General features: G+C 44.8%; 19 protein-coding genes. 10 read left to right on the forward strand and 9 right to left on the reverse strand.

Features of this window, described 5'->3' with window-relative positions; all coding sequences use genetic code 11:
* The 4 genes from ACAW68_04410 to ACAW68_04425 all read left to right on the forward strand — a co-directional run bounded on the left by ACAW68_04410 (position 1) and on the right by ACAW68_04425 (position 5,585).
* Positions 1–1,182 (forward strand): galactokinase, encoded by a 1,182-nt coding sequence (locus tag ACAW68_04410; protein XGA16811.1) that lies wholly within the window; start codon positions 1–3, stop codon positions 1,180–1,182.
* 11 nt (positions 1,183–1,193) lie between these two features.
* Positions 1,194–2,696, forward strand: coding sequence for a UDP-glucose--hexose-1-phosphate uridylyltransferase (locus ACAW68_04415; protein ID XGA16812.1), 1,503 nt, complete (start codon positions 1,194–1,196; stop codon positions 2,694–2,696).
* Positions 2,697–2,776: 80 nt separating this feature from the next.
* The gene (locus tag ACAW68_04420; GenBank protein ID XGA16813.1) at positions 2,777–4,675 is read left to right on the forward strand and encodes a glycoside hydrolase family 2 protein; all 1,899 of its coding nucleotides are present in this window, start codon (positions 2,777–2,779) and stop codon (positions 4,673–4,675) included.
* A complete protein-coding gene (locus ACAW68_04425; GenBank protein XGA17000.1) occupies positions 4,662–5,585 on the forward strand; it encodes a beta-galactosidase small subunit in 924 nt (307 codons plus the stop codon). Before ACAW68_04420 ends, ACAW68_04425 begins: the two co-directional genes overlap by 14 nt.
* A gap of 32 nt (positions 5,586–5,617) precedes the next feature.
* On the opposite strand, the gene ACAW68_04430 is transcribed toward ACAW68_04425, so the two are convergent.
* Both ACAW68_04430 and ACAW68_04435 read right to left on the reverse strand, forming a co-directional pair.
* Positions 5,618–6,448 carry a hypothetical protein gene (locus ACAW68_04430; protein ID XGA16814.1) on the reverse strand — a complete coding sequence of 277 codons (831 nt, stop codon included), beginning with the start codon at positions 6,446–6,448 and terminating at the stop codon, positions 5,618–5,620.
* A gap of 34 nt (positions 6,449–6,482) precedes the next feature.
* Positions 6,483–6,797 carry a PadR family transcriptional regulator gene (locus ACAW68_04435; protein XGA16815.1) on the reverse strand — a complete coding sequence of 105 codons (315 nt, stop codon included), beginning with the start codon at positions 6,795–6,797 and terminating at the stop codon, positions 6,483–6,485.
* A gap of 198 nt (positions 6,798–6,995) precedes the next feature.
* Between ACAW68_04435 and ACAW68_04440 the strand changes: the two genes are divergently transcribed.
* The 3 genes from ACAW68_04440 (at position 6,996) to ACAW68_04450 (ending at position 8,679) form a co-directional block, all read left to right on the forward strand.
* Positions 6,996–7,547 (forward strand): helix-turn-helix transcriptional regulator, encoded by a 552-nt coding sequence (locus tag ACAW68_04440; protein XGA16816.1) that lies wholly within the window; start codon positions 6,996–6,998, stop codon positions 7,545–7,547.
* 59 nt (positions 7,548–7,606) lie between these two features.
* On the forward strand, positions 7,607–7,975 hold the full coding sequence (locus ACAW68_04445; GenBank protein ID XGA16817.1) for a VOC family protein: 369 nt from the start codon (positions 7,607–7,609) through the stop codon (positions 7,973–7,975).
* Positions 7,976–8,130: 155 nt separating this feature from the next.
* Positions 8,131–8,679, forward strand: coding sequence for a helix-turn-helix domain-containing protein (locus tag ACAW68_04450; protein ID XGA16818.1), 549 nt, complete (start codon positions 8,131–8,133; stop codon positions 8,677–8,679).
* A gap of 45 nt (positions 8,680–8,724) precedes the next feature.
* On the opposite strand, the gene ACAW68_04455 is transcribed toward ACAW68_04450, so the two are convergent.
* The 5 genes from ACAW68_04455 to mvk form a co-directional block, all read right to left on the reverse strand.
* Complete coding sequence (locus ACAW68_04455; protein XGA16819.1) at positions 8,725–9,276, reverse strand: TetR/AcrR family transcriptional regulator; 552 nt, start codon at positions 9,274–9,276, stop codon at positions 8,725–8,727.
* A gap of 163 nt (positions 9,277–9,439) precedes the next feature.
* Positions 9,440–10,477 (reverse strand): type 2 isopentenyl-diphosphate Delta-isomerase, encoded by a 1,038-nt coding sequence (gene fni / locus ACAW68_04460; protein XGA16820.1) that lies wholly within the window; start codon positions 10,475–10,477, stop codon positions 9,440–9,442.
* A 12-nt stretch (positions 10,478–10,489) separates the two neighbouring features.
* Positions 10,490–11,554 carry a phosphomevalonate kinase gene (locus ACAW68_04465; protein ID XGA16821.1) on the reverse strand — a complete coding sequence of 355 codons (1,065 nt, stop codon included), beginning with the start codon at positions 11,552–11,554 and terminating at the stop codon, positions 10,490–10,492.
* Positions 11,554–12,540, reverse strand: a complete 987-nt coding sequence (mvaD, locus tag ACAW68_04470; GenBank protein ID XGA16822.1) for a diphosphomevalonate decarboxylase — start codon at positions 12,538–12,540, stop codon at positions 11,554–11,556. The genes ACAW68_04465 and mvaD overlap by 1 nt, the downstream gene beginning before the upstream one ends.
* Positions 12,541–12,550: 10 nt before the next feature.
* Positions 12,551–13,486, reverse strand: a complete 936-nt coding sequence (gene mvk / locus ACAW68_04475) for a mevalonate kinase (protein XGA16823.1) — start codon at positions 13,484–13,486, stop codon at positions 12,551–12,553.
* A gap of 138 nt (positions 13,487–13,624) precedes the next feature.
* On the opposite strand from mvk, the gene ACAW68_04480 reads away from it, so the two are divergent.
* The 3 genes from ACAW68_04480 to asnS all read left to right on the forward strand — a co-directional run bounded on the left by ACAW68_04480 (position 13,625) and on the right by asnS (position 18,373).
* Entirely contained in the window at positions 13,625–16,444 is a 2,820-nt protein-coding gene (locus ACAW68_04480; GenBank protein XGA16824.1) for a helicase C-terminal domain-containing protein, read from the forward strand.
* A gap of 91 nt (positions 16,445–16,535) precedes the next feature.
* Entirely contained in the window at positions 16,536–17,048 is a 513-nt protein-coding gene (locus ACAW68_04485; GenBank protein ID XGA16825.1) for a DUF5590 domain-containing protein, read from the forward strand.
* A 29-nt stretch (positions 17,049–17,077) separates the two neighbouring features.
* Positions 17,078–18,373 carry an asparagine--tRNA ligase gene (asnS, locus tag ACAW68_04490; GenBank protein XGA16826.1) on the forward strand — a complete coding sequence of 432 codons (1,296 nt, stop codon included), beginning with the start codon at positions 17,078–17,080 and terminating at the stop codon, positions 18,371–18,373.
* A gap of 173 nt (positions 18,374–18,546) precedes the next feature.
* Here asnS and ACAW68_04495 read toward each other — a convergent pair whose 3' ends face one another.
* Both ACAW68_04495 and ACAW68_04500 read right to left on the reverse strand, forming a co-directional pair.
* Positions 18,547–19,638, reverse strand: a complete 1,092-nt coding sequence (locus ACAW68_04495; protein ID XGA16827.1) for a tyrosine-type recombinase/integrase — start codon at positions 19,636–19,638, stop codon at positions 18,547–18,549.
* 149 nt (positions 19,639–19,787) lie between these two features.
* Positions 19,788–20,762 (reverse strand): Abi family protein, encoded by a 975-nt coding sequence (locus ACAW68_04500; protein ID XGA16828.1) that lies wholly within the window; start codon positions 20,760–20,762, stop codon positions 19,788–19,790.
* Positions 20,763–20,777: the final 15 nt, after the last annotated feature.

Consider the following 20,777-nt stretch of genomic DNA (forward strand, 5'->3'; position numbering starts at 1 on the left):
ATGGTTTATGAATTAAATCATGAGTTAGCACAATCATTTGAGAAGCGTTTTGGTTACGAACCAGCGAAGTTGTACTTTTCACCAGGTCGCGTGAATTTGATTGGCGAACACACTGACTATAATGGTGGCCACGTCTTTCCAGCCGCAATTAGTGTTGGAACGTACGGTGCAATTGCACCGCGTGATGATCAAGAGATTCGCACGTATTCAGCGAACTTCCCAGAGGCTGGGATTCAATTAATTGCATTGGATGATATCGCATTGCGTCAATATGATACATGGATTAAGTATTTGCGTGGTGTGATTACTGAAATGGCTAAGTTTGGCTACCCAGTTACAAAAGGATTTGATTTGGCAATTGTTGGTGACATGCCAACAGCATCAGGTTTGTCATCATCAGCCTCATTGGAAATGCTGCTCATTAATATGTTAGCTGATTTGATGGGATACGAGATTGATAAGTTGACCATTGTGAAGATGGGGCAAGCCGTTGAAAATGATTATTTGGGGCTAAAAACCGGTATCATGGATCAATTCGCGGTCGCTTTTGGTGAAGATGAACAAGCAATTTTCTTGGATACCAACACCCTTGAATATGAGATGGTGCCAGCTGAGTTTGGTGACTATCGTTTGCTAGTCATGACGACGAATAAGAAGCGCGAATTAGTTGATTCAAAGTACAATGAGCGTCGTGCAGAAACGGAAGCAGCGTTGGCTTTGTTACAAGCGACGGTTGATATTCAGACATTGGGAGATTTGACAACAGATCAATTCTTGGCTGCGTCAGCGTCATTAATGGCTGGCAATGACGTCATTATGCGTCGTGCTCATCATGCTGTGACTGAGAACCAACGTACAGTTGAAGCGAAGGCAGCATTGCAGGACCACGATTTGGAAACGTTTGGACAATTGTTAACCGCATCGCACAATTCATTGCGTGATGATTATGAAGTGACTGGAATCGAGCTAGATACACTGGTCGACGCAGCGTTGGCCCAAAATGGGGTGCTGGGTGCTCGTATGACTGGTGCTGGATTTGGTGGCTCAGCCATCGCGCTAGTTGAAGAAACCCGTGTACCTGAAATCACGGCCGCTGTTGGTGAAGCGTACACCACCAAAATTGGCTACCAACCATCATTTTTCGTTGCTGAAATTGTTGCTGGTACGCATGAAATTAAGTAGAGGAAGTCGTTATGTTAGATTCACACAGTAGTCAATTGGTCTTGGATTTCGTGGCATGGGGTGTCAAACTGCACGCCTATTCAGAAATGGAGACGGTCTACCGCACCAACTTGGTCCTGGCTGAACTTGGGTTAGATGGGGTTGTTGATGGTCAAAAAGGGAATACTGATCGGTCGCTAAGTGAATTAACGACACTGTTGCTTGATATTTCTGATAAGACGCCAAGCGAACGTTGGCAGTTAGACGTGATGCGGGCCCGCTTACTGAACATTGTGACACCAACACCTGATCGACTCCAAAGTAATTTTGAAAAGTTATATGCGCAAAGTCGTGAGGCGGCGGTAACTTATTATTATGACTTAAGTCGGGCAATCGAGAATGTGAAAGTGGCCGATATAAAGAAGAATATCGCATACGAAGCTGCCTCTGATTTTGGTGATTTAGAGATTACGATTAATTTGTCGAAGCCAGAGAAGACGACTGCCGAAATTAAGGCGGCCGCGTCGGCGCCTAAAGCCTCTTATCCACCAACAGCATTGGATTATACGAATGAAGGGTATGCCGGTTCGATGACACAAGCACCGCGCGCCACGCATCGCTTTATTCGAGAAGTTCTACAAGGGCAAACGTGGGGTTGGCATTATTCGCCATATGCATACTTTGATGAGCACGCCATTTTTGTTGATTTCGAACGCGAAACGATGTCTATCAACAAAGCGACGTTTGAAAATCTGTTGACGATTGTTGAACGCTATCCAATGTACTTTGTTGGTTCAAATGCAGACTTGCCAATCGTTGGTGGCTCAATTCTTTCACAAGAGCACTTCCAAGGTGGGCGTCACGTCTTTCCATTGATGAAGGCGCCGGCAGAATGCGAAATTCCAATGCCGGCATTTCCCGATATTCATGCTGATGTGGTACGTTGGCCAATGACGACAATTCGTTTAACTGCAACTGATAAAGAGAAGCTCGTGGCAGCTAGTGAATTCATTCGTGAAGCTTGGCAAGGCTATTCAGACGACCGTTTGGATATTCATGCGACGAGCGAAAGTGGTGAACAACAACACACAGTTACGCCGATTGCCATGAAGCGTCCAGGGTTGTACGTTATGTATTTGGTTTTGCGCGACAATGGCACATCAGCTGAATACCCAGAGGGGATTTTCCATCCCCACCCAGACGTCCAACATATCAAGCGTGAAAATATCGGCTTGATCGAAGTGATGGGGTTGGCAATCTTGCCAGCGCGTTTGAAGGATGAACTTAGTGATGTCGAAGCATTCTTGCTTGGAGAGGCGGACATCAATCAGGTCGCTGAAGGGCACCGACCATGGGCTGAAATGTTGGCTAGCGAACATGAGGTCACGACCAAAAATGTCCATGAGATTGTGCAACAAGCAGTTGGGCAGGTGTTTGCTGAAGTCCTAACACACGCTGGTGTTTATAAGTATGACGCCAGCGGTCGTGAAGGCTTGAAGCGCTTTATCGCACATCTGACAGCAGCGGGTAAATAAAAACGATGGCACTTCCAGCAGTGTTGGAGGTGCCATTTTTCAAAAACGTTATGTAAGCGCATACAAAAGAGGAGGGTGACATGGAAGCGAAACTTGAATGGCTAGATGATCCACGCGTATTCCGTGTTGGCAAACTGTCGGCACATAGTGATCATAATGTTTACCGTAGTGCGAAAGAGTACAAAACAGGTAATCAGGCCGATACGGTGTCACTAGATGGCGAGTGGGATTTTCACTATGGCGAATCACCACGTGAACGGACAGAAATGTTTTATGACCCACAGTTAGTTTCTGCGCGAGCGCAATTTGATAAAATTTCGGTACCTGGTCACATCCAATTACAAGGCTATGGTCAAATTCAGTACATTAATACACTGTATCCTTGGGACGGACAACAATACCGTCGTCCGCCATTTATGGATGGTGATTTAAAGGGAATGCCAGGCATTTTTAGTGACGCACCGGATAATCCAGTTGGTGAATATGTTAAAGTATTTGATTTACCAATGCATTTTGAAAAGCGCCGGGTGCATATCATGTTTGACGGTGTGGAACAGGCGATGTATTTGTGGGTGAATGGATACTTTGTGGGTTATTCAGAAGACAGTTTTAGTCGAGCTGAGTTTGATATCACTGAGCAACTGCATGCCGGACAAAACATGATTGCGGTGGCTGTATATAAAATGAGTACCGCAGCGTTTATTGAAGATCAGGATATGTTCCGTTTCTCGGGTATTTTTAGAAGTGTACGTTTACGCGCATTGCCTGAGATTGACGTGACGGATGTTGATATCAAGCCAATGGTGCATGGTCAGAATGGTATGGTTGATGTCACGTTGCAGCTATCATCAAAAACACCAGTGACGGGTAACGTTCAGATTGCGATTTTAGACCATAATCAGCAATCGCTATTAGAAACGCAGATTAGTGCTGATGAGCAGGTGCGTCTGGCAGACTTGATTGTGCCAGACATTGCATTGTGGTCTCACCAACAGCCAAACTTGTATCATTTGCAAGTGACGGTGACCAATGCAGCCGGTGACGAGGTTGCCTTTGTGAATTATCCATTTGGCTTTCGAACGATTGCGATAGGCGCTGATAATCAGTTGCAACTGAATGGCCAACGTTTGTACCTAAATGGGGTAAACCGCCATGAATGGTCACCTGAAACAGGGCGTGCGCTTAACGAAGGAGATATGCGCCAGGATATGCGTGTCATTCAGGAAAATCATATCAATGCGGTCCGAACATCGCATTACCCAAACCAAGTGCCATGGTATTTCATGGCTGACGAAGCGGGTATTTACTTGATGGCGGAAACGAATTTGGAATCCCACGGTACCTGGCAGAAGATGGGACAAGTGGAACCATCTGTTAATGTCCCCGCGTCACATGCAGCTTGGCATGATGTTGTGATGGATCGCGCCCAGAGTAACTATGAGCAATTTAAGAATCACGCATCGATTCTATTTTGGTCACTCGGAAATGAGTCATACGCGGGGGACAACATTGCCGATATGAATGCGTACTTTAAGCAGGTTGATCCAACGCGCTTAACGCACTATGAAGGGGTCTTCCATAACCGAGCCTATGACGACCAAATTTCTGACGTGGAAAGTCGCATGTACGCGTCACCGGCTGATATTAGGACGTATTTGACTGAACACCCTAAGAAGCCTTATCTGAACTGTGAGTTCATGCATAGTATGGGTAATTCGGTTGGCGGCTTTGACGAATATATGGCCTTGTACGATGAGTTCCCTGCCTATGGTGGTGGTTTCATGTGGGATTTCAAAGATCAAGCGTTGTGGCAGGAGGATTCAATTACAGGACAACGATTCTTAGCCTATGGTGGTGATTTTAATGACCGTCATTCTGATTATGAATTTTCGGGTAACGGCATTGTCTTCGCCGACCGTCAGTTGAAGCCAGCGATGCAAGAGGTGAAATATTTCTATGAGCGATATGAAAACAAATAAATTAAAGCTTGTGTTTGGTGACGGTGTTCTTGGTGTGCATACTGCCGACACGCATTACCTATTTAGTTATGAAAAAGGTGGCTTGGAATCATTACGCGTAAAAGATGTTGAGTGGTTGTACCGTGTACCAAAGCCAGCCTTCTGGCGTGCAACGACGGATAATGACCGTGGTAATGGTTTTTCAACCAAGAGTGCACAATGGTTTGGCGCTGACCAGTTCAGTGCAGTAGTCGATTTCAACGTTGTGGTTGACGGGACCGAGATTGCCAAACCTGTGTCACCTGAGAACAATCGGTATGACAATCAGCAAGCAGCCGACCAAGTAAAGCTTACATTCGTATATCAGACGGCAACTAGTCCACAAGCGACTACATTAGTGAGTTATGAGGTGACTGCTAGTGGTGAATTAACGATTACCGCAACCTATTTGGGCCAACTGGGATTGCCGGAGTTGCCAGCTTTCGGGTTGCGATTCGTGATGCCTGAACCGGTTGTTGGTTTCACGTATCAGGGGTTGTCTGGTGAAACGTATCCTGATCGTTGGCAAGGCGGTGAACCTGGTATTCATCATGTTGAAGGTTTACCGGTTACACCATATTTGGTGCCGCAAGAGATGGGGATGCATATGAAAACGGATTGGGTAACATTAACCCATAATACTGGGTCTCATTTGCGTGTTGATAAGACAGAAGATCAATTTCCCTTTTCAGCATTACCGTACACGGCCATTGAATTAGAATCGGCAACACATCAAAATGAATTGCCACCGGCTCGGCGGACGGTATTGACGGTCTACGGCGCTGTTCGTGGCGTTGGTGGTATTGATAGTTGGGGTAGTGATGTACAACCGGCATATCGATTGCTAAGTGATCAGGATTACACGGTTAGTGTGACGATTTCAGGTAATTAAAGAAAAGGCGTACCAACTGGTACGCCTTTTGCTTATGCATTGGTTTTTCTGTTTTTGAATGTTTGAAAAGTGGGCATGCCAATACCAACCACGATTAGGATGAATAAAATGCCAAACATGGCGACAGGATTCTTTTCACGTAAGAGTTCACCGAGTGAGGTGACTCGGACTAGAATACCCAGGACTGTCAGTACGAGAATGTATACGCCGAAAATCCAAGACTCTTGGCCAAACTTTCCCAGTACGAAGAGCAACAATAATATCGTGCCAATGCTGGTGATGAAAATTAAGTCATAAGGTTGTTGCACAGTTAGCGTAAACCGCTGGGCAAAAGTTTGATTAACCCAGATTAATGCAGCGATGGTACCAATCCAAATGACACCAATCCCAATGTAGTATCGCCACGACTTACGAGCATACACACTATTACTGATGAGTCGGAAGATCGTCATAATCAAAAGGCTAGTGATACCGGCGTTTAAAATTGCGTTGATGAGATTGATTTTTAGGATAGGGTCGAGAAAATCACCGACCAACATGTAGGCGTTTATTAGCAAAAAGATTAATAAGAACAGCCCGATTAATGACCAAGGTGATTCAGCATCAAACGTTGCAATCAAGTCGTTGCCGGCATCTTTTGGTGTTTTTCCAAAAAATGCGCTGGCAGACTCTCCGTTTTCTTGCGCGACAAGAATATCGGATACAATCTCATACAGTGATGCATTCACTTGTTCCTCGTTCTTAAAGAGTGTGCGACTTCGAACGTAGACGATTAAATCTTCCACGTATGCTTGATTGTCTGACGTCAATTGGTTAGTTAGTTGATTAATTTTATGAATGTATGCGTCAGTTGCTTTTGTCATAATGAATACTCCCCCGATATAGTCGTAATGACGGTTACTTAATGATGTTATTAACGATGCCAGTTAAGGCTGACCAATCTTGATCAAACTTGGCTAGAAATTTCTCGCCGGCGGGTGAAATGAAAAGGTATTTGCGATTTGGGCCATCGGGTGATGGTAGTTGTTTGCTTGTTAGTTGACCAGCTTTTTCCATCTTTTGAACGATCGGATAGACGGTACCCCCGGTAATATCAGTAAAGCCCAGTTCGCGCAAACGTGTCACCAATTCATATCCGTAAATAGGACCTTCAGCGATTACGTGTAGCACGACACCACTTAAAATGCCTTTCAACATTTGTGAATTGTTCATCTGTTTTCTCCACTTACTATTATGTTTTACATACTAGTTGTTTGTGAGTACCTTGTAAAGACTACTAGTGAAAATAATAGTATTTATGTTTTTGAGACACGTTAATTTTCATAGACTTTGTAAGTGCAACCGTCAGTTGCTTGGAGATATACCGGCATTCTTGTAAAGTTTAAGGGGTAGGAATGAGGAGGATACAACATGAAGATTGGTGAAAATATTCAATTGCACCGTGAGCAACACGGTATGTCACAACAGGAACTAGCGGATAAGTTGGGCGTTACTCGGCAATCGATTTCAAAGTGGGAGAATGACACAGCACTGCCAAGTTTCAAGAGCGTATTGATGATTGGGGATGTGTTTAATCTTTCATTGGATGAATTAGTGCGTGGGGATGATCGGTTAATTGAGGAGTATCAAAAGGATAAGGGATTCAAACTTTCGCCGACAGAAAAAGTTGTTTTTTCAATTATCGGCATCAGCATACTGGCATTTGTATTGGTTAGTGCGTGGCCCGGCCTTTTTCGAGGAGATTGGCAGCAGGGGCTATTTGAATTTGCACAACTAGTCGCATTTGTCGCGTTGATGAAGAATGTGCCTTGGCGAGATGTTAATAAGTTATTACGTAATCGAAAGTTGTTTTGGCTATTGCTAGTATGGGTTCTTCTGGCCGCAACGCCATACATTGTGTCCGCCACGCAGTCTACTATTGCGGGATATATTCAAGGTACTCGTGAATATCAGTCACGTTAAATTGCGTGACCAGTAGTCAAATGTTACCATTAACGTACAATCTGAAAGTGAGAATAAGCATGAATAATGACGTTGAAGTAATGTTGTATGTAAGTGACGTGAACCGTGAAGCTGATTTTTGGGTATCATTGGGGTTTGTTGAGCGTGATCGTCAAGATATGGGCGAGACTGAAATGGTGCAAGTAGCACCTTCAGAAGATGGCGCATTTGCCTTGAATATTTTCGACCGTGAGTTCATCAAGGAGAACTCACCTGAAGTTGTTGATAACGTTCCTTCGATTATGTTCCACTCGGATGACGTTGAAGCGTTGTACAACAAGATGACAGAATTGAATGTCGAAAAGGGTGAACTAGTTGAGATGGGGCTACAAAAGGTCTTCAACTTCGCGAACCCGGACGGTCTATACTTCGGTGTTTCAGGTATCTAATAGGAGACAAAGTCAGCGCATTTGCTGGCTTTTTTTTTTTTACCGGAAATCCCGCTGGTTGCGAAGCTGTTTTCCAAAGTGCAACCTATAGTTGCTAGTAATTTAATAGTTTTTCCGGTAGATTTTTACTGTAGTAAATGAGCGGAGGAACTATCATGAAATTTGGTGAGAACATTCAATTGCAACGTGAAAATCACAATATGTCACAACAAGAACTTGCAGATATTCTGGGGGTTACGCGGCAATCTGTTTCAAAGTGGGAAAACGATACTTCCTTGCCGAGTTTTAAGAACGTGCTGGCAATTGGAGCGTTGTATGATGTTTCCTTGGATGAACTGATTCGTGGGGATGAACGGTTGGTTGAAAAATTTGAGGATCATAGTGCTGGTCATTATACGCCGGTTGAAATCATTCTATTTACGCTGATTGTAGCCAGTGTGGTGGTATTCATCTTAAGAAATTTCGATGCCAAATTAGCGAATTGGCCTTACTTGGTAAATATGGCGTTCTATACTATACAATTGGTTGCTTTTATAACTGTGCTTATCATGGCACCATGGCAACGCATTAATGAGTTACTCCGCCAGAATAAGTGGTTCTTTTTTGTGGTATTGGTTTGGGTATTGTTAGTATTTACACCAGATATGGTCGATTTCTTTAGAGGGTTTTTAGATGGTTTTTTGGGAAGTGTGAAGCAGTATTGATGCACAAAAAAATAAAGGACTTGGTATTTTACCAAGTCCTTTATTTTATAGGTTCGCGTGTTGTGCGTCAGTCATTTCAGTGGCAATCTTGGCCATTTCATCAACTGATTCGTGCATCCCCGTTGCAATCCAGCGGATGGCCAAAGCCAACATACCAGAAGCGGTAAAGTCAGACACATAGTCAATTGACATTGAGTGACTAGCTTGGCTACGGAACAATTCCGCGTACAAGCCGTGCATGATATCACGCAAAGGTGGGTAGAATTGTTCGCGAAGGCCGGCATTTAGCAAAACTGCAATTGCCATACCATTAGCTTGCACGAATCCAAAGAATTCGCGTGCAATGATTTCGCTTTCCAACGGTAGGGCAGCGGCTTCCTTCGCAAAGTCATCTGTAAGTTGTTCTACAATCGTCTTGATGACTGCTTCCTTTGTACCAAAGTGGCGATAGAAAGCCATCCGTGACACGCCTGCCATGCGGGTAATTTCAGTAACCGCAAGTTGGTCATAGGACTGGCTTTGCAACAAAGTCAGCGTTGCATCAATAATTTGATCGTCAGTCTGCTGACGAATACTCTCCGTTAACATGTTCTTCATGCTTCTAATATACCGAGTAAAACGTACAGCTGTCAGTGATAACCGGCAATCGCAAGGTGACCTTTACTCGCTTTACTAATCCTTTGAAAATGCCATGAAAACTAAAAAAACAAGGCTACAAACGTAACCTTGTCTTAATGATTCGTTAATCAAATCGTCCGCATTAACGGCGTTGATCGATATAGTTTTTCAATTCAGGAGACAGAACTGTCTTAACCTTGGCCAAGTCGGCTTGGTTCGTCGCACCAACCATTGCGTAGAGCTTAGCCAAGTGGTTTTGCCAACGGGTGATTTCAGTAATCAAACCATCAGTGCCTTCATTTAGCACAGTGTGCAAGAAGTGACCAGCAACACCAACAGCTTTGGTGCCAAGAACTTGAGCCTTCATGACATCCAATGGGTCTTGGATACCACCAGTAGCAAATACAGTAGGCGCGTTTTCAACCAATTGGGCTTCCAACAAGCTTTCAGCAGTGGTTTGACCCCAGTCGTAAAGGTAGCCGTGAGCAGCCGTCATTTCACGATTGCGGCGATCTTCAATCACGGCGAAGTTCGTCCCTGAACGACCACCCAAGTTAACGTATTGGGCACCCAAGTCACGAATTTGTGCAATCGTTTCTTGTGACATGCCGAAACCGACTTCCTTAATGATGACAGGAACAGATACCGTTTCGATAATGCGTTGTAGCTCTTCAGCCCAAATGTATTCACGATCACCTTCAGGCATCACGACTTCTTGGGCAACGTTGATGTGAACTTCAAGCGCGTTAGCTTGAATCATGTCCACAACTTGTTGGGCGTGTTCAGCTGTGTGGCCAGCACCGATGTTGGCCATCACGAAACCATCTGGGTTAATTTCACGAACAGACTTAAATGTTGCAATCGCTTCGGGATCCTTCAAAGCGACACTTTGTGAGCCAACAGCCATGGCCAAACCAGTTTCCTTAGCAGCGGTTGCCAATTGGGCATTCACTTTACCGGTCTTTTGGCTACCACCCGTCATCGCTTCGATGTAAAAGGGGGTTGTAAAGTTAAAGTAAGGGTCCATCACACTTAAATCAACGTCTGCGACGCGTGTTTCTGGCAACCCTTGGTGAATAATGCGAACGTCATGCAATGATGACGTTGGGGCATTACGACGGAATTCGGCTTCCGCTAGAGCAAGGTGCTCATCTTTGCGGTGTGCGTGGGCAGATTCCATAATCATTTTCTCCTATAAAGTTGCAATTGAGAGTGGTAGCGGTTGGATGCCGGCTGCAAGCCAGGCTTGCATGAGCGCTTTAGCAACCAAAGGATTGTTTGTAATGGCGATACCATTATCACCACCACCAGCTCCTGATATTTTAGCACTTGCACCAAGTTCACTCGCAGTTGAAAGGAGTGTTAATAGTTGTGGCGTCATGTAGGATACCCCAACTTGACTGGTATAAGTGAATAGTTGTTCTTGATTCAAACGAAGCGCTGTAGCGACCTTATCGTAGTCCATCCGGCGCAGACCTTCAACCAGCATGTTAACGAGTGGCGCTGTGTTTTGGGCCAGTAATTGCTTCGCGTGTTGCTTATCGACCGACGTTGCACCTTGCGCCAACATTTGCTGCGTATCTGCCGGTGCACCGGTCCAACCAACAAGAAGTTGCCAGTCGGCAGGGAAACCAAGTCGCTCAAGGCGAAGCATCGGCCAGTCGCGAGCAATGATTTCTGAGAAATAGCGATTACTGTCAATCCATTCAGTTATGACGTCAGTATCAAATTTGCTGTACAAAACAACACCACCGAGGCTTGCAGCAGCGATGTCACCCATTGAACCTGCTTTAAAGTTAGGCGTTGTTAACGTAATTAACGCAGCTAACTTAAAACGTTGCTCGGGTGTCATTGGTAACTCGTAGTTATCAATGACGGCCTTAATGAGGGCAACCACGACAGCAGCCGATGATCCAAGACCGAGTTTTTGACCATTGTCAGCATTTAAATGACTCGTAATGGAAACGGTCAACCCTGTGACAGGTTGACCGTTGTCGAGTAGATAATCATTTAATACCTGCAATGTGCGGATCACAAGGCGCCAGTCATCGTTGAGAGCCAAATTTGGTAATTCGGCTACTGACCAAGTTTGTGAGCCTAGTTGATCGCTGTTAACGACCAATTGGTCATCTGAACGACGCGTTACGTCAGCAGTAACAAATCGATCAACAGCGATGACAACACTAGGTTGACCACTAAGTGTGACCGCATATTCACCAGCAAGGTAGAGCTTGCCGGGTGCTTTAGCAGTTGTCATTAAATTTCATCTCCTTCAACGATTTTGATACCAGGTCCTGGCGTCGCAACCTTAATTTGAACACCAGGTAACTCAGCAGAAAGTGCAGCAAGAATTGTTTCAGTGTCCGAAGGTTGTGAAATCAACTTAACATTTGGACCGGCATCCATGGTTGCATAGACGGGCACACCTTGTTCGCGTAGCTTTTGCGCGATGGTGATGATTGTCCAAGACGTATCCGTTAGGTAGTTAAAAGGAGGGACGGCTGTCGCATTGGTTGCATGCATCATCAGTGCATCTGTTTCAGCAATCTCACCAATGGTGGTTAAGTCATGTTCCTTAATCGCAGTCGTCATGGTGTCAACGTGATTGTTCGTGTAGTCAACCCACGTTTGATACATTGGCGATGTCGTGAGGGCATGTTGCATCCCACCACGTGAGTCAACCTTCTTGGGTTGATCACTAACAATCACCGTCAACAATTGGATTGGCCAATCAACGTTTTCTTGGAATGCGTGGGCAACCGACGTTTCACTATCAGTACCACGTTCCCAGATGGCAAAACCACCAAAGATAGACCGTGATGCTGAACCTGAACCTTGACGAGCAAGGCGTGACAGGTCTGAATCTGACAGCGTTAGACCAGCTGCTTTGCTGGCAGCACCGGCTAGTGCCGCAAATGCTGAAGCTGAAGAAGCTAGGCCAGCGGCAGTTGGGACGTGGTTGATTGAGTGAACATGGGCAAAACGGCTTTCACCGGCCTGCTCACGGACCATATCGAGGAAACGGATAACTTTCGTCGCACCCTTACCAGTCAATGGTGCACCATCCAATGTTAGTTCATCGGCAGTTAAGGCATCGTCAAACCAAACCGTTGTATCAGTATAAAATTCATCCAACGTGAGCGACACAGAGGTCGTAGTTGGCATAATTAGTTTTTCGTTTTGCTTACCCCAGTACTTTAGCAACGCAATGTTCGTGTGCGCGCGGGCAGTTACATGCATCATGAGTTATCTCCTACAATTGTGGGTAACGTTGGGCCCAAACTTCTTGTGCGCCAGCAGCTTCTAACGCTTGGATGATACGTTGTACGTCGTCATCGTTTTGCGCAAGGGCGAGCATGGCACCACCAACGCCACCACCAGTTAACTTAGCGCCAAGGGCACCAGCTTGGTTGGCAGCATTGATTAATTCGTCAAGCTTTGGATGAGAAACACCTAAAGCAGCGAGGTGAGATTGGGCGTCATTCATATGACGGCCCAATGATTCGATATCGTCATTAGCCAAATCTTCGCGGGTTTCACGCGCAATTTGACCGAGTGCTTCAATGTGTGGGCGGGTTGTTTCAGGTTCGTTATCTAGTTGCTCACGGACAACCGAAACAGCAAGACCGGTTTGGCCGTGCACACCGGTGTCAGCAATGATTAGCGTACCGTGAAGTGCCATTGACATTGGTTCAGGTTGTTCGCCCTTCACAAACCAGACTGGCACATCATGCGCCGTCGTGGCAGCGTCAATGCCAGAGGGCGTGCCATGTGTAATGGCTTCTTCAATGTTTGCCCAGCGTTGTAGTTCAGCATCGCTTAATTCAGCATCGAAGAACGCGAAGAAAGCACGCACAATGGCAATGGCTGAGGCCGCAGAAGACCCCATGCCACGTTCTTGTGGAATGCTTGACTGGATACGCAAGGTAAAAGGCGTCTTGATAGCGTTGAAGTGACGTAGCAAGCGCACGATTAACTGACGCACGCCTTCATATACTTCTGCCATGGTCGCTAGAGGGCCTTGATACCCTTGAGCGATTACAATTTGTCCTTCTTCACGAGCCTCGATTGTAGCTGTCATCGCCAAATCCGGTAGGGGTAAAGCGATGGCAGGTTGGCCGTAAACGACCGCGTGTTCACCAAGTAAAATCACCTTGGCGTGGCTAGTACCAGTTGCTAGCTTTTCCACTGTAAAATCACCAATCCATTCTCTAATTGTTTTTTCAAACTGCTATTATCATACCAAAACCCATTATATTAGGGAAATATCTGTGAACTTTCATGCTATAATTTAATTACTACTAAAAGAAGGTCGTGGTACGCTCTGATGCTAAATCGAGACATCTATGCGGTTGTCGATCTAGAGACAACCCGTACAACGAGCGAATCGGGCCGAATCATTCAGATTGCGGTCGCATTCGTACAAAATAAAAAAGTCATTAACCAATTTTCAACGTTGGTTAATCCTGGCGAGCAAATTCCACGTAATATTACCCAGCTAACGGGTATCACCCAAAGCATGGTGAAGGGGGCGCCTTTTTTTGAGGACGTCGCCATGACACTACATGCCATGCTACAAGGCACAATTTTTGTGGCCCACAACGTTAACTTTGATTTGCCGTTTTTGAACGCTGAATTTGAGCGTGTTGGGTTAACAGGATTGAAGAGCACCGCTTTGGATACGGTGCCATTGAGCCAAATCTTGTGGCCAACTGCACCTGGGTATCGTTTGGTTGATATGACCAACTACCTCGCGTTGGAACACAGTCATCCGCACCAGGCGGATAGTGATGCGTTGGCGACTGCTGATTTGCTAATTGCGATTTTGAATCGCGCAGAAGGCTTGCCGATGTTGACGCTACAAACGTTGGCTGATTTGCCACTTGTTTTGCCACGTGACACGAAGACGGTGTTTGAAAAGGCGTTGGCAAAGAATCAAGCCCAGCCACAACCATTACCAGCGCATTTGCAAGTGATTGATGGATTGGCATTGCGTCGCTTCTCTGATCCAGCACCGCTGGTTACAGGGCACGCACCGGCATTCCCGGCTAAAAAAGCTGCTAAAGAACAGCTATACGGCAAGAGCCTCGCTTACCGTGAGCAACAAGCGAAGTTGATGAATGCGATTTACACGCATTATACGGAAGCTGAGCTATCAACTGAACCTGGTAAGACGGCATTTGTTGCTGAAGCACCAACGGGGATGGGAAAGACGTTGGCTTACTTGTTGCCATATGCTTATCTAGCTGATGAAAAGCAGAAACAGGTAGTCGTTGCCGTGCCAACGATTACATTGCAACAACAAGTGACTGACACAATCAACACGACGTTGAAGGACATTTTGCCATTTGAAGTACGTGGGGCAAGTCTGAAGGGACGTACCCACTATTTGAATTTGCAAAGTTTCAAGCGGGCATTGCGTGTCGACGAAGGATCAACGTCATTGCAATTCATCAAGGCACAAATCTTGGTTTGGTTAACTGAAACTTTGAGCGGTGACTTTGACGAATTGAATTTGATTAATCCACAACCTGACTTTATGGCTAAGTTGTCACAACCGGCTAATAATCCAGCTGGTTCGCCTTATTACGGCCACGAATTCAGCGAACGTCAGCATGTGTTAGCTGAGAATGCACAATTCTTAGTTGTTAACCACGCTTACTTGGCTGAATACGCCCAAGAATTGGGAACGACCGATGATTCACCATACTTGGTGATTGACGAGGCCCAGAACTTGCCAAATGCCGTTTTGGAACAAAGTCGTCATCAATTGCCATTCCAAGTTTGGTTAACGCGTGTTCAAAACGCGACGAACTTGATTTTGCGTGATAACGACCCATCAATCGGGGTGATTTTGAATCGCTTGGTTGGTGGACAGCAACTAAAGTCACGTTTCTTACAACAATTAGAAGTGCTCTCAAGTGAGCTGCCAAAGTTGCAAGTGGCATTCTATCGTCGCTTCTTGTTAAACGGTCATACGCCGGCCACTGAAGGTCACTATGAAGTTGAATTACCAATTTCTGAGTTGGCCCAGTTCTGGGTTGACCAAGGTCATCATCTAACAAGCATGCGTCGTGCAGTTCGTGATTTGGGTGAGTCACTGGATTATTTGTTGGAACAATTCAGCAATACCAAAGACGCATTCTCATTGAATGAACGTCAACACTTGGCGGATTTCCGTCGCTTGCTAGAGAGTATTGCGAAGTATGAGCAACGCTTGACGACGTTCCAACAAGATTTGGTTGATTTCCCAGATGCGAGTGTCTTCTGGCTAACGGAAAATCAAAACCACGACAGCAGTAACTTGCGCTTAAGTGGTGGGTTGCTGCACACCTTGGATTTCTTCAAGGACAAGGTTTATCCGCACTTTATGCCACCAACAATTGTCGGGGCAACGTTGTTTACATCAACAAAGTCGGGTTATCTATATGACCGCTTGAATATTGATCGTGATACGGTCTTTGCTCGTCGTTACCCTGAAGTGTTTGATTTCAAGAATCAAGCTGAATTGGTGATGGTTGAGAATGCACCGTCACCAACTGATTCAGGTTACGTTAGTTATTTGGCCAAGCAATTGGTGCAATTGACGACAACGGTCCAAGAAAACACACTGGTACTGTTTAATTCGTTGGACACCATTCAGCAAGTCTACAATCACATGCAGTCAAATCAAACTTGGCAGCAAGGGAATATGACGTTGCTGGCACAAGGTGTGACCGGGACACGTAGCAAAATTATGAAGCGCCTGCAAAACGAATCACATATGGTGGTTTTGGGTGCCAATAGTTTCTGGGAAGGTGTCGACTTGCCTGGTGATCAACTCCGAATGGTCGTGATTGCGCGACTACCATTTGACCAACCGAATAGCGTGCTAGCTCGCGCTGAGGAAGCGGTCTTAATGGCACATGGTAAACAGCCGTTCTATCAAAGTACGTTGCCAAAGGCGGTGCTACGTTTGCGCCAAGGTGTCGGTCGTTTGATTCGCAAGCCGGATGATTTTGGTGCTGTGGTGATTTATGACCCGCGTATCTTGACCAAGTCTTACGGTAAGACGTTGCGTAACATGCTGCCGGAGGAAATGCCACAATATACGTTGGCTGACAATGAAGTTGTCCCAAAGGTGAAGCGATTTTTTGATGCGCATTAACGCAAGGTCTTTAATATTGCTGTAAAATTTGATACAGTAATAATTGATTTTGTTCTGTTCACGCAGAACTAACCAGAAGGAGCCACGACACATGGAAATGCGATCAACCGCTCGTTCAAGACGTCGCCGGCACGGATGGCGCTGGCTAATTGGCTTAATCGTTGTGTTAGTACTCCTTATTGGTGGTGCTACGATTGTGTCGGTTGCAATGCACCCGGTTACTGCGGCGCGTGAACGAGTGACTGAATTGGCGGTTAAGCGAAATAAGATCACCTCAGCAACCCAATTTTACGCAGTTTCTCGCAATGACACTTACTACAGTGTGGTCGGCGAGAATAAGAAGCACCAAAAAATCGGTGTCATCGTAAAAGGAAAGTCAAAGAAACTCGTCACCGTTAAAATGGCTGATGGCGTTTCGGCTGCTGAGGTGCGACAACTTGTGAAGTCAAAGTACAACCCTAAGCGGATTACAAGCCTTGGGTTGGCTATCTATAAGCAAGTTCCTGTGTGGGAAGTAACGTTTATAGATCGACAAGGCAATTTGAACTTTATCACCTATCAATTTGCGGATGGTAAGGCAGTTCGGACCATCCAACATTTATAAGAGATTACACATCTAAGGGAGTTTAGAAGATGGATACAATTCGCATTGAAGACGCGAAGAACTACGTCGGCCAAGAGGTTCGATTGGGCGCTTGGTTGCGTAACAAGCGTGGTTCAGGAAAGATGCAATTCTTGCAATTGCGTGACGGTACGGCCTTTTTCCAAGGGGTTGTTTCAAAGGAAGCTGTTGGTGAAGAAATCTTTGCCAAGGCCAAGGCTTTGACGCAAGAAACGAGCATGTACTTGATTGGTACGATTCGTGAAGACGAGCGTTCACCATTCGGATACGAAATGCAAGTTAAGGATTTGACGGTTGTTGGGGAGTCAGAAGGTTACCCAATTACACCAAAGGAGCACGGTACTGATTTCTTGATGGATCACCGTCACTTGTACTTGCGCCACATCCAACCATTTGCTGTTTTGCGTATTCGTAACACGATTATCGCAGCAACGTATGAGTTCTTTAACAAGGAAGGGTTCGTTAAGATTGATTCACCAATTTTGACGGGTTCAGCACCTGAAGGAACGACTGAATTGTTCCACACGGAATACTTCGATACTGATGCTTACATGTCACAAACTGGACAATTGTACGCTGAGGCTGGGGCAATGGCCTTTGGACGTGTCTTCACGTTCGGACCAACGTTCCGTGCTGAAAAGTCAAAGACGCGTCGTCACTTGACTGAGTTCTGGATGATCGAGCCAGAAATGGCTTGGATGCACCAAGAGCAATCACTTGAAGTGCAAGAGCGTTACATCGCTTACTTGATTCAAGCTGTTTTGGATCGTAACGAGTACGAATTGGACTTGTTGGGACGTGACAAGGAATTGTTGAAGTCATACACGCAATTGCCATACCCACGTTTCTCATATGATGATGCTATCAAGTTGTTGCAAGAAAACGACTTTGATGTTGAATGGGGTGCTGATTTCGGTTCACCTGAAGAGACGTTCTTGGCAAACCACTTTGCTAAGCCAGTCTTCATCACGAACTTCCCTAAGGAAATTAAGGCCTTCTACATGAAGCGCCACCCAGACCGCGATGATGTCGTTATCTCAGCTGACTTGTTGGCACCTGAGGGATACGGTGAAATCATTGGTGGTTCAGAGCGTGATACAGACTACGACTACCTTGAGCAACGTATCAAGGAACAAGGTTTGGATTTGAAGGAATACTCATGGTACTTGGACTTGCGTAAGTATGGTTCAGTACCTCACTCAGGATTCGGTCTTGGGTTGGAGCGTGCCGTTACTTGGATTACAGGTGAGGAGCACATCCGTGAGGCAATTCCATTCCCACGTACGATGAACCGTTTGTGGCCATAAGCTAAAAATAAACGTTGGTACACCGCTGGAAACCGTTGATATGACTGGTTTCTGGCGGTTTTTCATATCTATTTTTAAATGTCTGAAAGTGTGCAAAAGTATCAAAAAATTTGCGCCAATTTGCGCCAAAATGGGGGTTTTTAAAAAAATTTGCGCCATATTTGCGCCAAAAATCAGTCGATTTTATCAAGAATATTAAGCGTCTTTGCTTCTTCGCTTTGTTGCTTGTCACGTAGTAGGTGGGCATATACTTGTTGCGTAATTGTAACGTTTGAATGGCCTAAACGCTTAGATGCATAATTAATGTCGACGCCTTTCGATAGTAAGCAAGAAACGTGCGAGTGACGCAAGCCATGAACGGAAACTATATTTTCAAAACCAAGTTCACGTTCAATTCGTTCAAGCCAGTGGTTATTGATAGTAGCCCAACGGCGGCCATCGAATAATTCATTGGCATCGTTCCATTCAGACTTTGCACTAATAAACGTTTCGTAGTTATCAAAGAAACGATCTGGCATAGCAATAGTGCGAATAGATGATTTTGTTTTTGGCGTGGTTGATTCGCCGGAACGTTGCTTGGTCTTTGTTACGCTGATATTTTGCGCATCAATATCAACATCATCACGAGTAAGTGCTAATGCTTCACCCGCACGCAGACCTGACAATGCAATCAAATAAATCATGAATGACGTGTTCCACTTAATTAGCTTGTCGTTAGTTTCGATGTATTTAAGTAGCTGGTTAAACTCATCAACTTGAAGGAATTTTTCATCCGCAGACTTAGAATCAGCGCCTGGTATAACAACGCCATAGGTGGGGTCAGCTGTTATTAAACCATCGTGAAATGCTTGTTCGATTACTTGTTTCATAATCTGGTGACGCTTAAGTACAGATTTACGTTTCTTGTCACTTGAATAATCGTTCAAGAATGCTTGATACATTTGGCGAGTAATCTGATCTAGTGTTACATTCTTAAAATACACATCAACAACGTATTTGCGAACTGCATGCCATGATTCTTTTGTTGTTTCCTTGAGACCAGCATCGAACCGTAATTGTTGATACTCGTCGAAATAATCGCTGAAAAGGGTAAGGGTGCCTTTTTGAAGTGTTGGCTTGCTATTAGCAACTGAGTATTCAGCCACCCAAGCTTCAGCTTCCTTTTTAGTCTTGAAACCACGCTTACCTTTTTTGCGATATTTTCCGGTTGTGTCTTTGAATGATATTTCAACACGCCAACCGGTGTCGGTTCTGTATACTGCCATTAGTTTAAACCTAACCTTTACATAAAAAATTTAGGCAGTTTAAAGACATGCCTAGGTCTGGTACAATTGAATACGTAAATAGGGCAGTGATGTTCTGTTTTGTTCGATACGCACACTACTTGTTTGGCGACGGGGAGTGTGCTTTTTGTTTAAAGAATAAAGTCTTTATAGTTTTGAGGAAAATTCATATCATTTAAGACGGAATTAAATGTAATTGATTTGAAATCGTTCTGATAGTCACGTATCAATTCATCAATGCGATGAGCAAGTTTTTTAAAGTCTTTTTTAGGCAATACAACCTTGAGTCCGATTAATAATTCAAAAACGCCAGCTTGACTGTTCAATGGAATATTAGGGTTTCCAAGTGCAGCCTTAAAAGGACGCAAGTTTGGAGTCTTGAAAATCTTTTTTGAGAAAGTTATTTCGCCATGAGCTACTGCGTTTCTGAAATGATTTACAAGTTGGTTAACAGAATCTATAGCCTCAGGCTGAATACCGGCAATAAATTGACCGGGGTACGAGCGACGCTGAAAATGCGTAAAATCTTTTGCGACGGTGATGCGCAAGTCGTTGGTCATTATTTGGTGAAAGAAATTGATGTCACCAAACGTCAAAAAGTTGACTAGAACCCAGAGCGGAACATGACGGTGTTTGTTAACGTAATGCTTAATTGCGTTGTCTTGACCGGACTTATTTTTAACAACATTTGAAAGTGAACTGATGGTTCTAACTACGCTTTGTACCTTTTGAGGGTCTCTTGTGAAGTTGTCGATAGCAAGGTATGAATGTTCTTCTGGATGCGCCTCGGAAAATCGATATGAAACAGTGGCGTTAAGGGTGTTTTCGTACTTCAGTAGTGATTCAAATAATATTGATCTTAATTCTCTGTCGAAATCGTATAAAGATTGTATTTCAGAAAAATTAGCTCCATTAACAAATTGCTCTGGAGAAATTACAGTTCCTTTTGAATCACGTTGTAGAAAAGACCATTTGTAGCCGTTTATGATTGCGTAATACCCATTTTGCTCCAAACTTCTTTTGGCGTTGCTTGGGACATTCAGGCCTCGGTCTCGTAAAATCTTAAGTTGCTGATTTAGCGTTTTGAATGGTTTGGAATTAGTCATGTATCAATTCTCCTA

This window comes from Weissella confusa (genome assembly GCA_041871065.1).
Lineage (GTDB): Bacteria > Bacillota > Bacilli > Lactobacillales > Lactobacillaceae > Weissella > Weissella confusa_A.

Coding starts and splice junctions, on each gene's coding strand:
- ACAW68_04410 (XGA16811.1), top strand. CDS start 1: ATGGTTTATGAATTAAATCATGAGTTAGCACAATCATTTGAGAAGCGT.
- ACAW68_04415 (XGA16812.1), top strand. CDS start 1,194: ATGTTAGATTCACACAGTAGTCAATTGGTCTTGGATTTCGTGGCATGG.
- ACAW68_04420 (XGA16813.1), top strand. CDS start 2,777: ATGGAAGCGAAACTTGAATGGCTAGATGATCCACGCGTATTCCGTGTT.
- ACAW68_04425 (XGA17000.1), top strand. CDS start 4,662: ATGAAAACAAATAAATTAAAGCTTGTGTTTGGTGACGGTGTTCTTGGT.
- ACAW68_04430 (XGA16814.1), bottom strand. CDS start 6,448: ATGACAAAAGCAACTGACGCATACATTCATAAAATTAATCAACTAACT.
- ACAW68_04435 (XGA16815.1), bottom strand. CDS start 6,797: ATGAACAATTCACAAATGTTGAAAGGCATTTTAAGTGGTGTCGTGCTA.
- ACAW68_04440 (XGA16816.1), top strand. CDS start 6,996: ATGAAGATTGGTGAAAATATTCAATTGCACCGTGAGCAACACGGTATG.
- ACAW68_04445 (XGA16817.1), top strand. CDS start 7,607: ATGAATAATGACGTTGAAGTAATGTTGTATGTAAGTGACGTGAACCGT.
- ACAW68_04450 (XGA16818.1), top strand. CDS start 8,131: ATGAAATTTGGTGAGAACATTCAATTGCAACGTGAAAATCACAATATG.
- ACAW68_04455 (XGA16819.1), bottom strand. CDS start 9,276: ATGAAGAACATGTTAACGGAGAGTATTCGTCAGCAGACTGACGATCAA.
- fni (XGA16820.1), bottom strand. CDS start 10,477: ATGGAATCTGCCCACGCACACCGCAAAGATGAGCACCTTGCTCTAGCG.
- ACAW68_04465 (XGA16821.1), bottom strand. CDS start 11,554: ATGACAACTGCTAAAGCACCCGGCAAGCTCTACCTTGCTGGTGAATAT.
- mvaD (XGA16822.1), bottom strand. CDS start 12,540: ATGATGCATGTAACTGCCCGCGCGCACACGAACATTGCGTTGCTAAAG.
- ACAW68_04480 (XGA16824.1), top strand. CDS start 13,625: ATGCTAAATCGAGACATCTATGCGGTTGTCGATCTAGAGACAACCCGT.
- ACAW68_04485 (XGA16825.1), top strand. CDS start 16,536: ATGGAAATGCGATCAACCGCTCGTTCAAGACGTCGCCGGCACGGATGG.
- asnS (XGA16826.1), top strand. CDS start 17,078: ATGGATACAATTCGCATTGAAGACGCGAAGAACTACGTCGGCCAAGAG.
- ACAW68_04495 (XGA16827.1), bottom strand. CDS start 19,638: ATGGCAGTATACAGAACCGACACCGGTTGGCGTGTTGAAATATCATTC.
- ACAW68_04500 (XGA16828.1), bottom strand. CDS start 20,762: ATGACTAATTCCAAACCATTCAAAACGCTAAATCAGCAACTTAAGATT.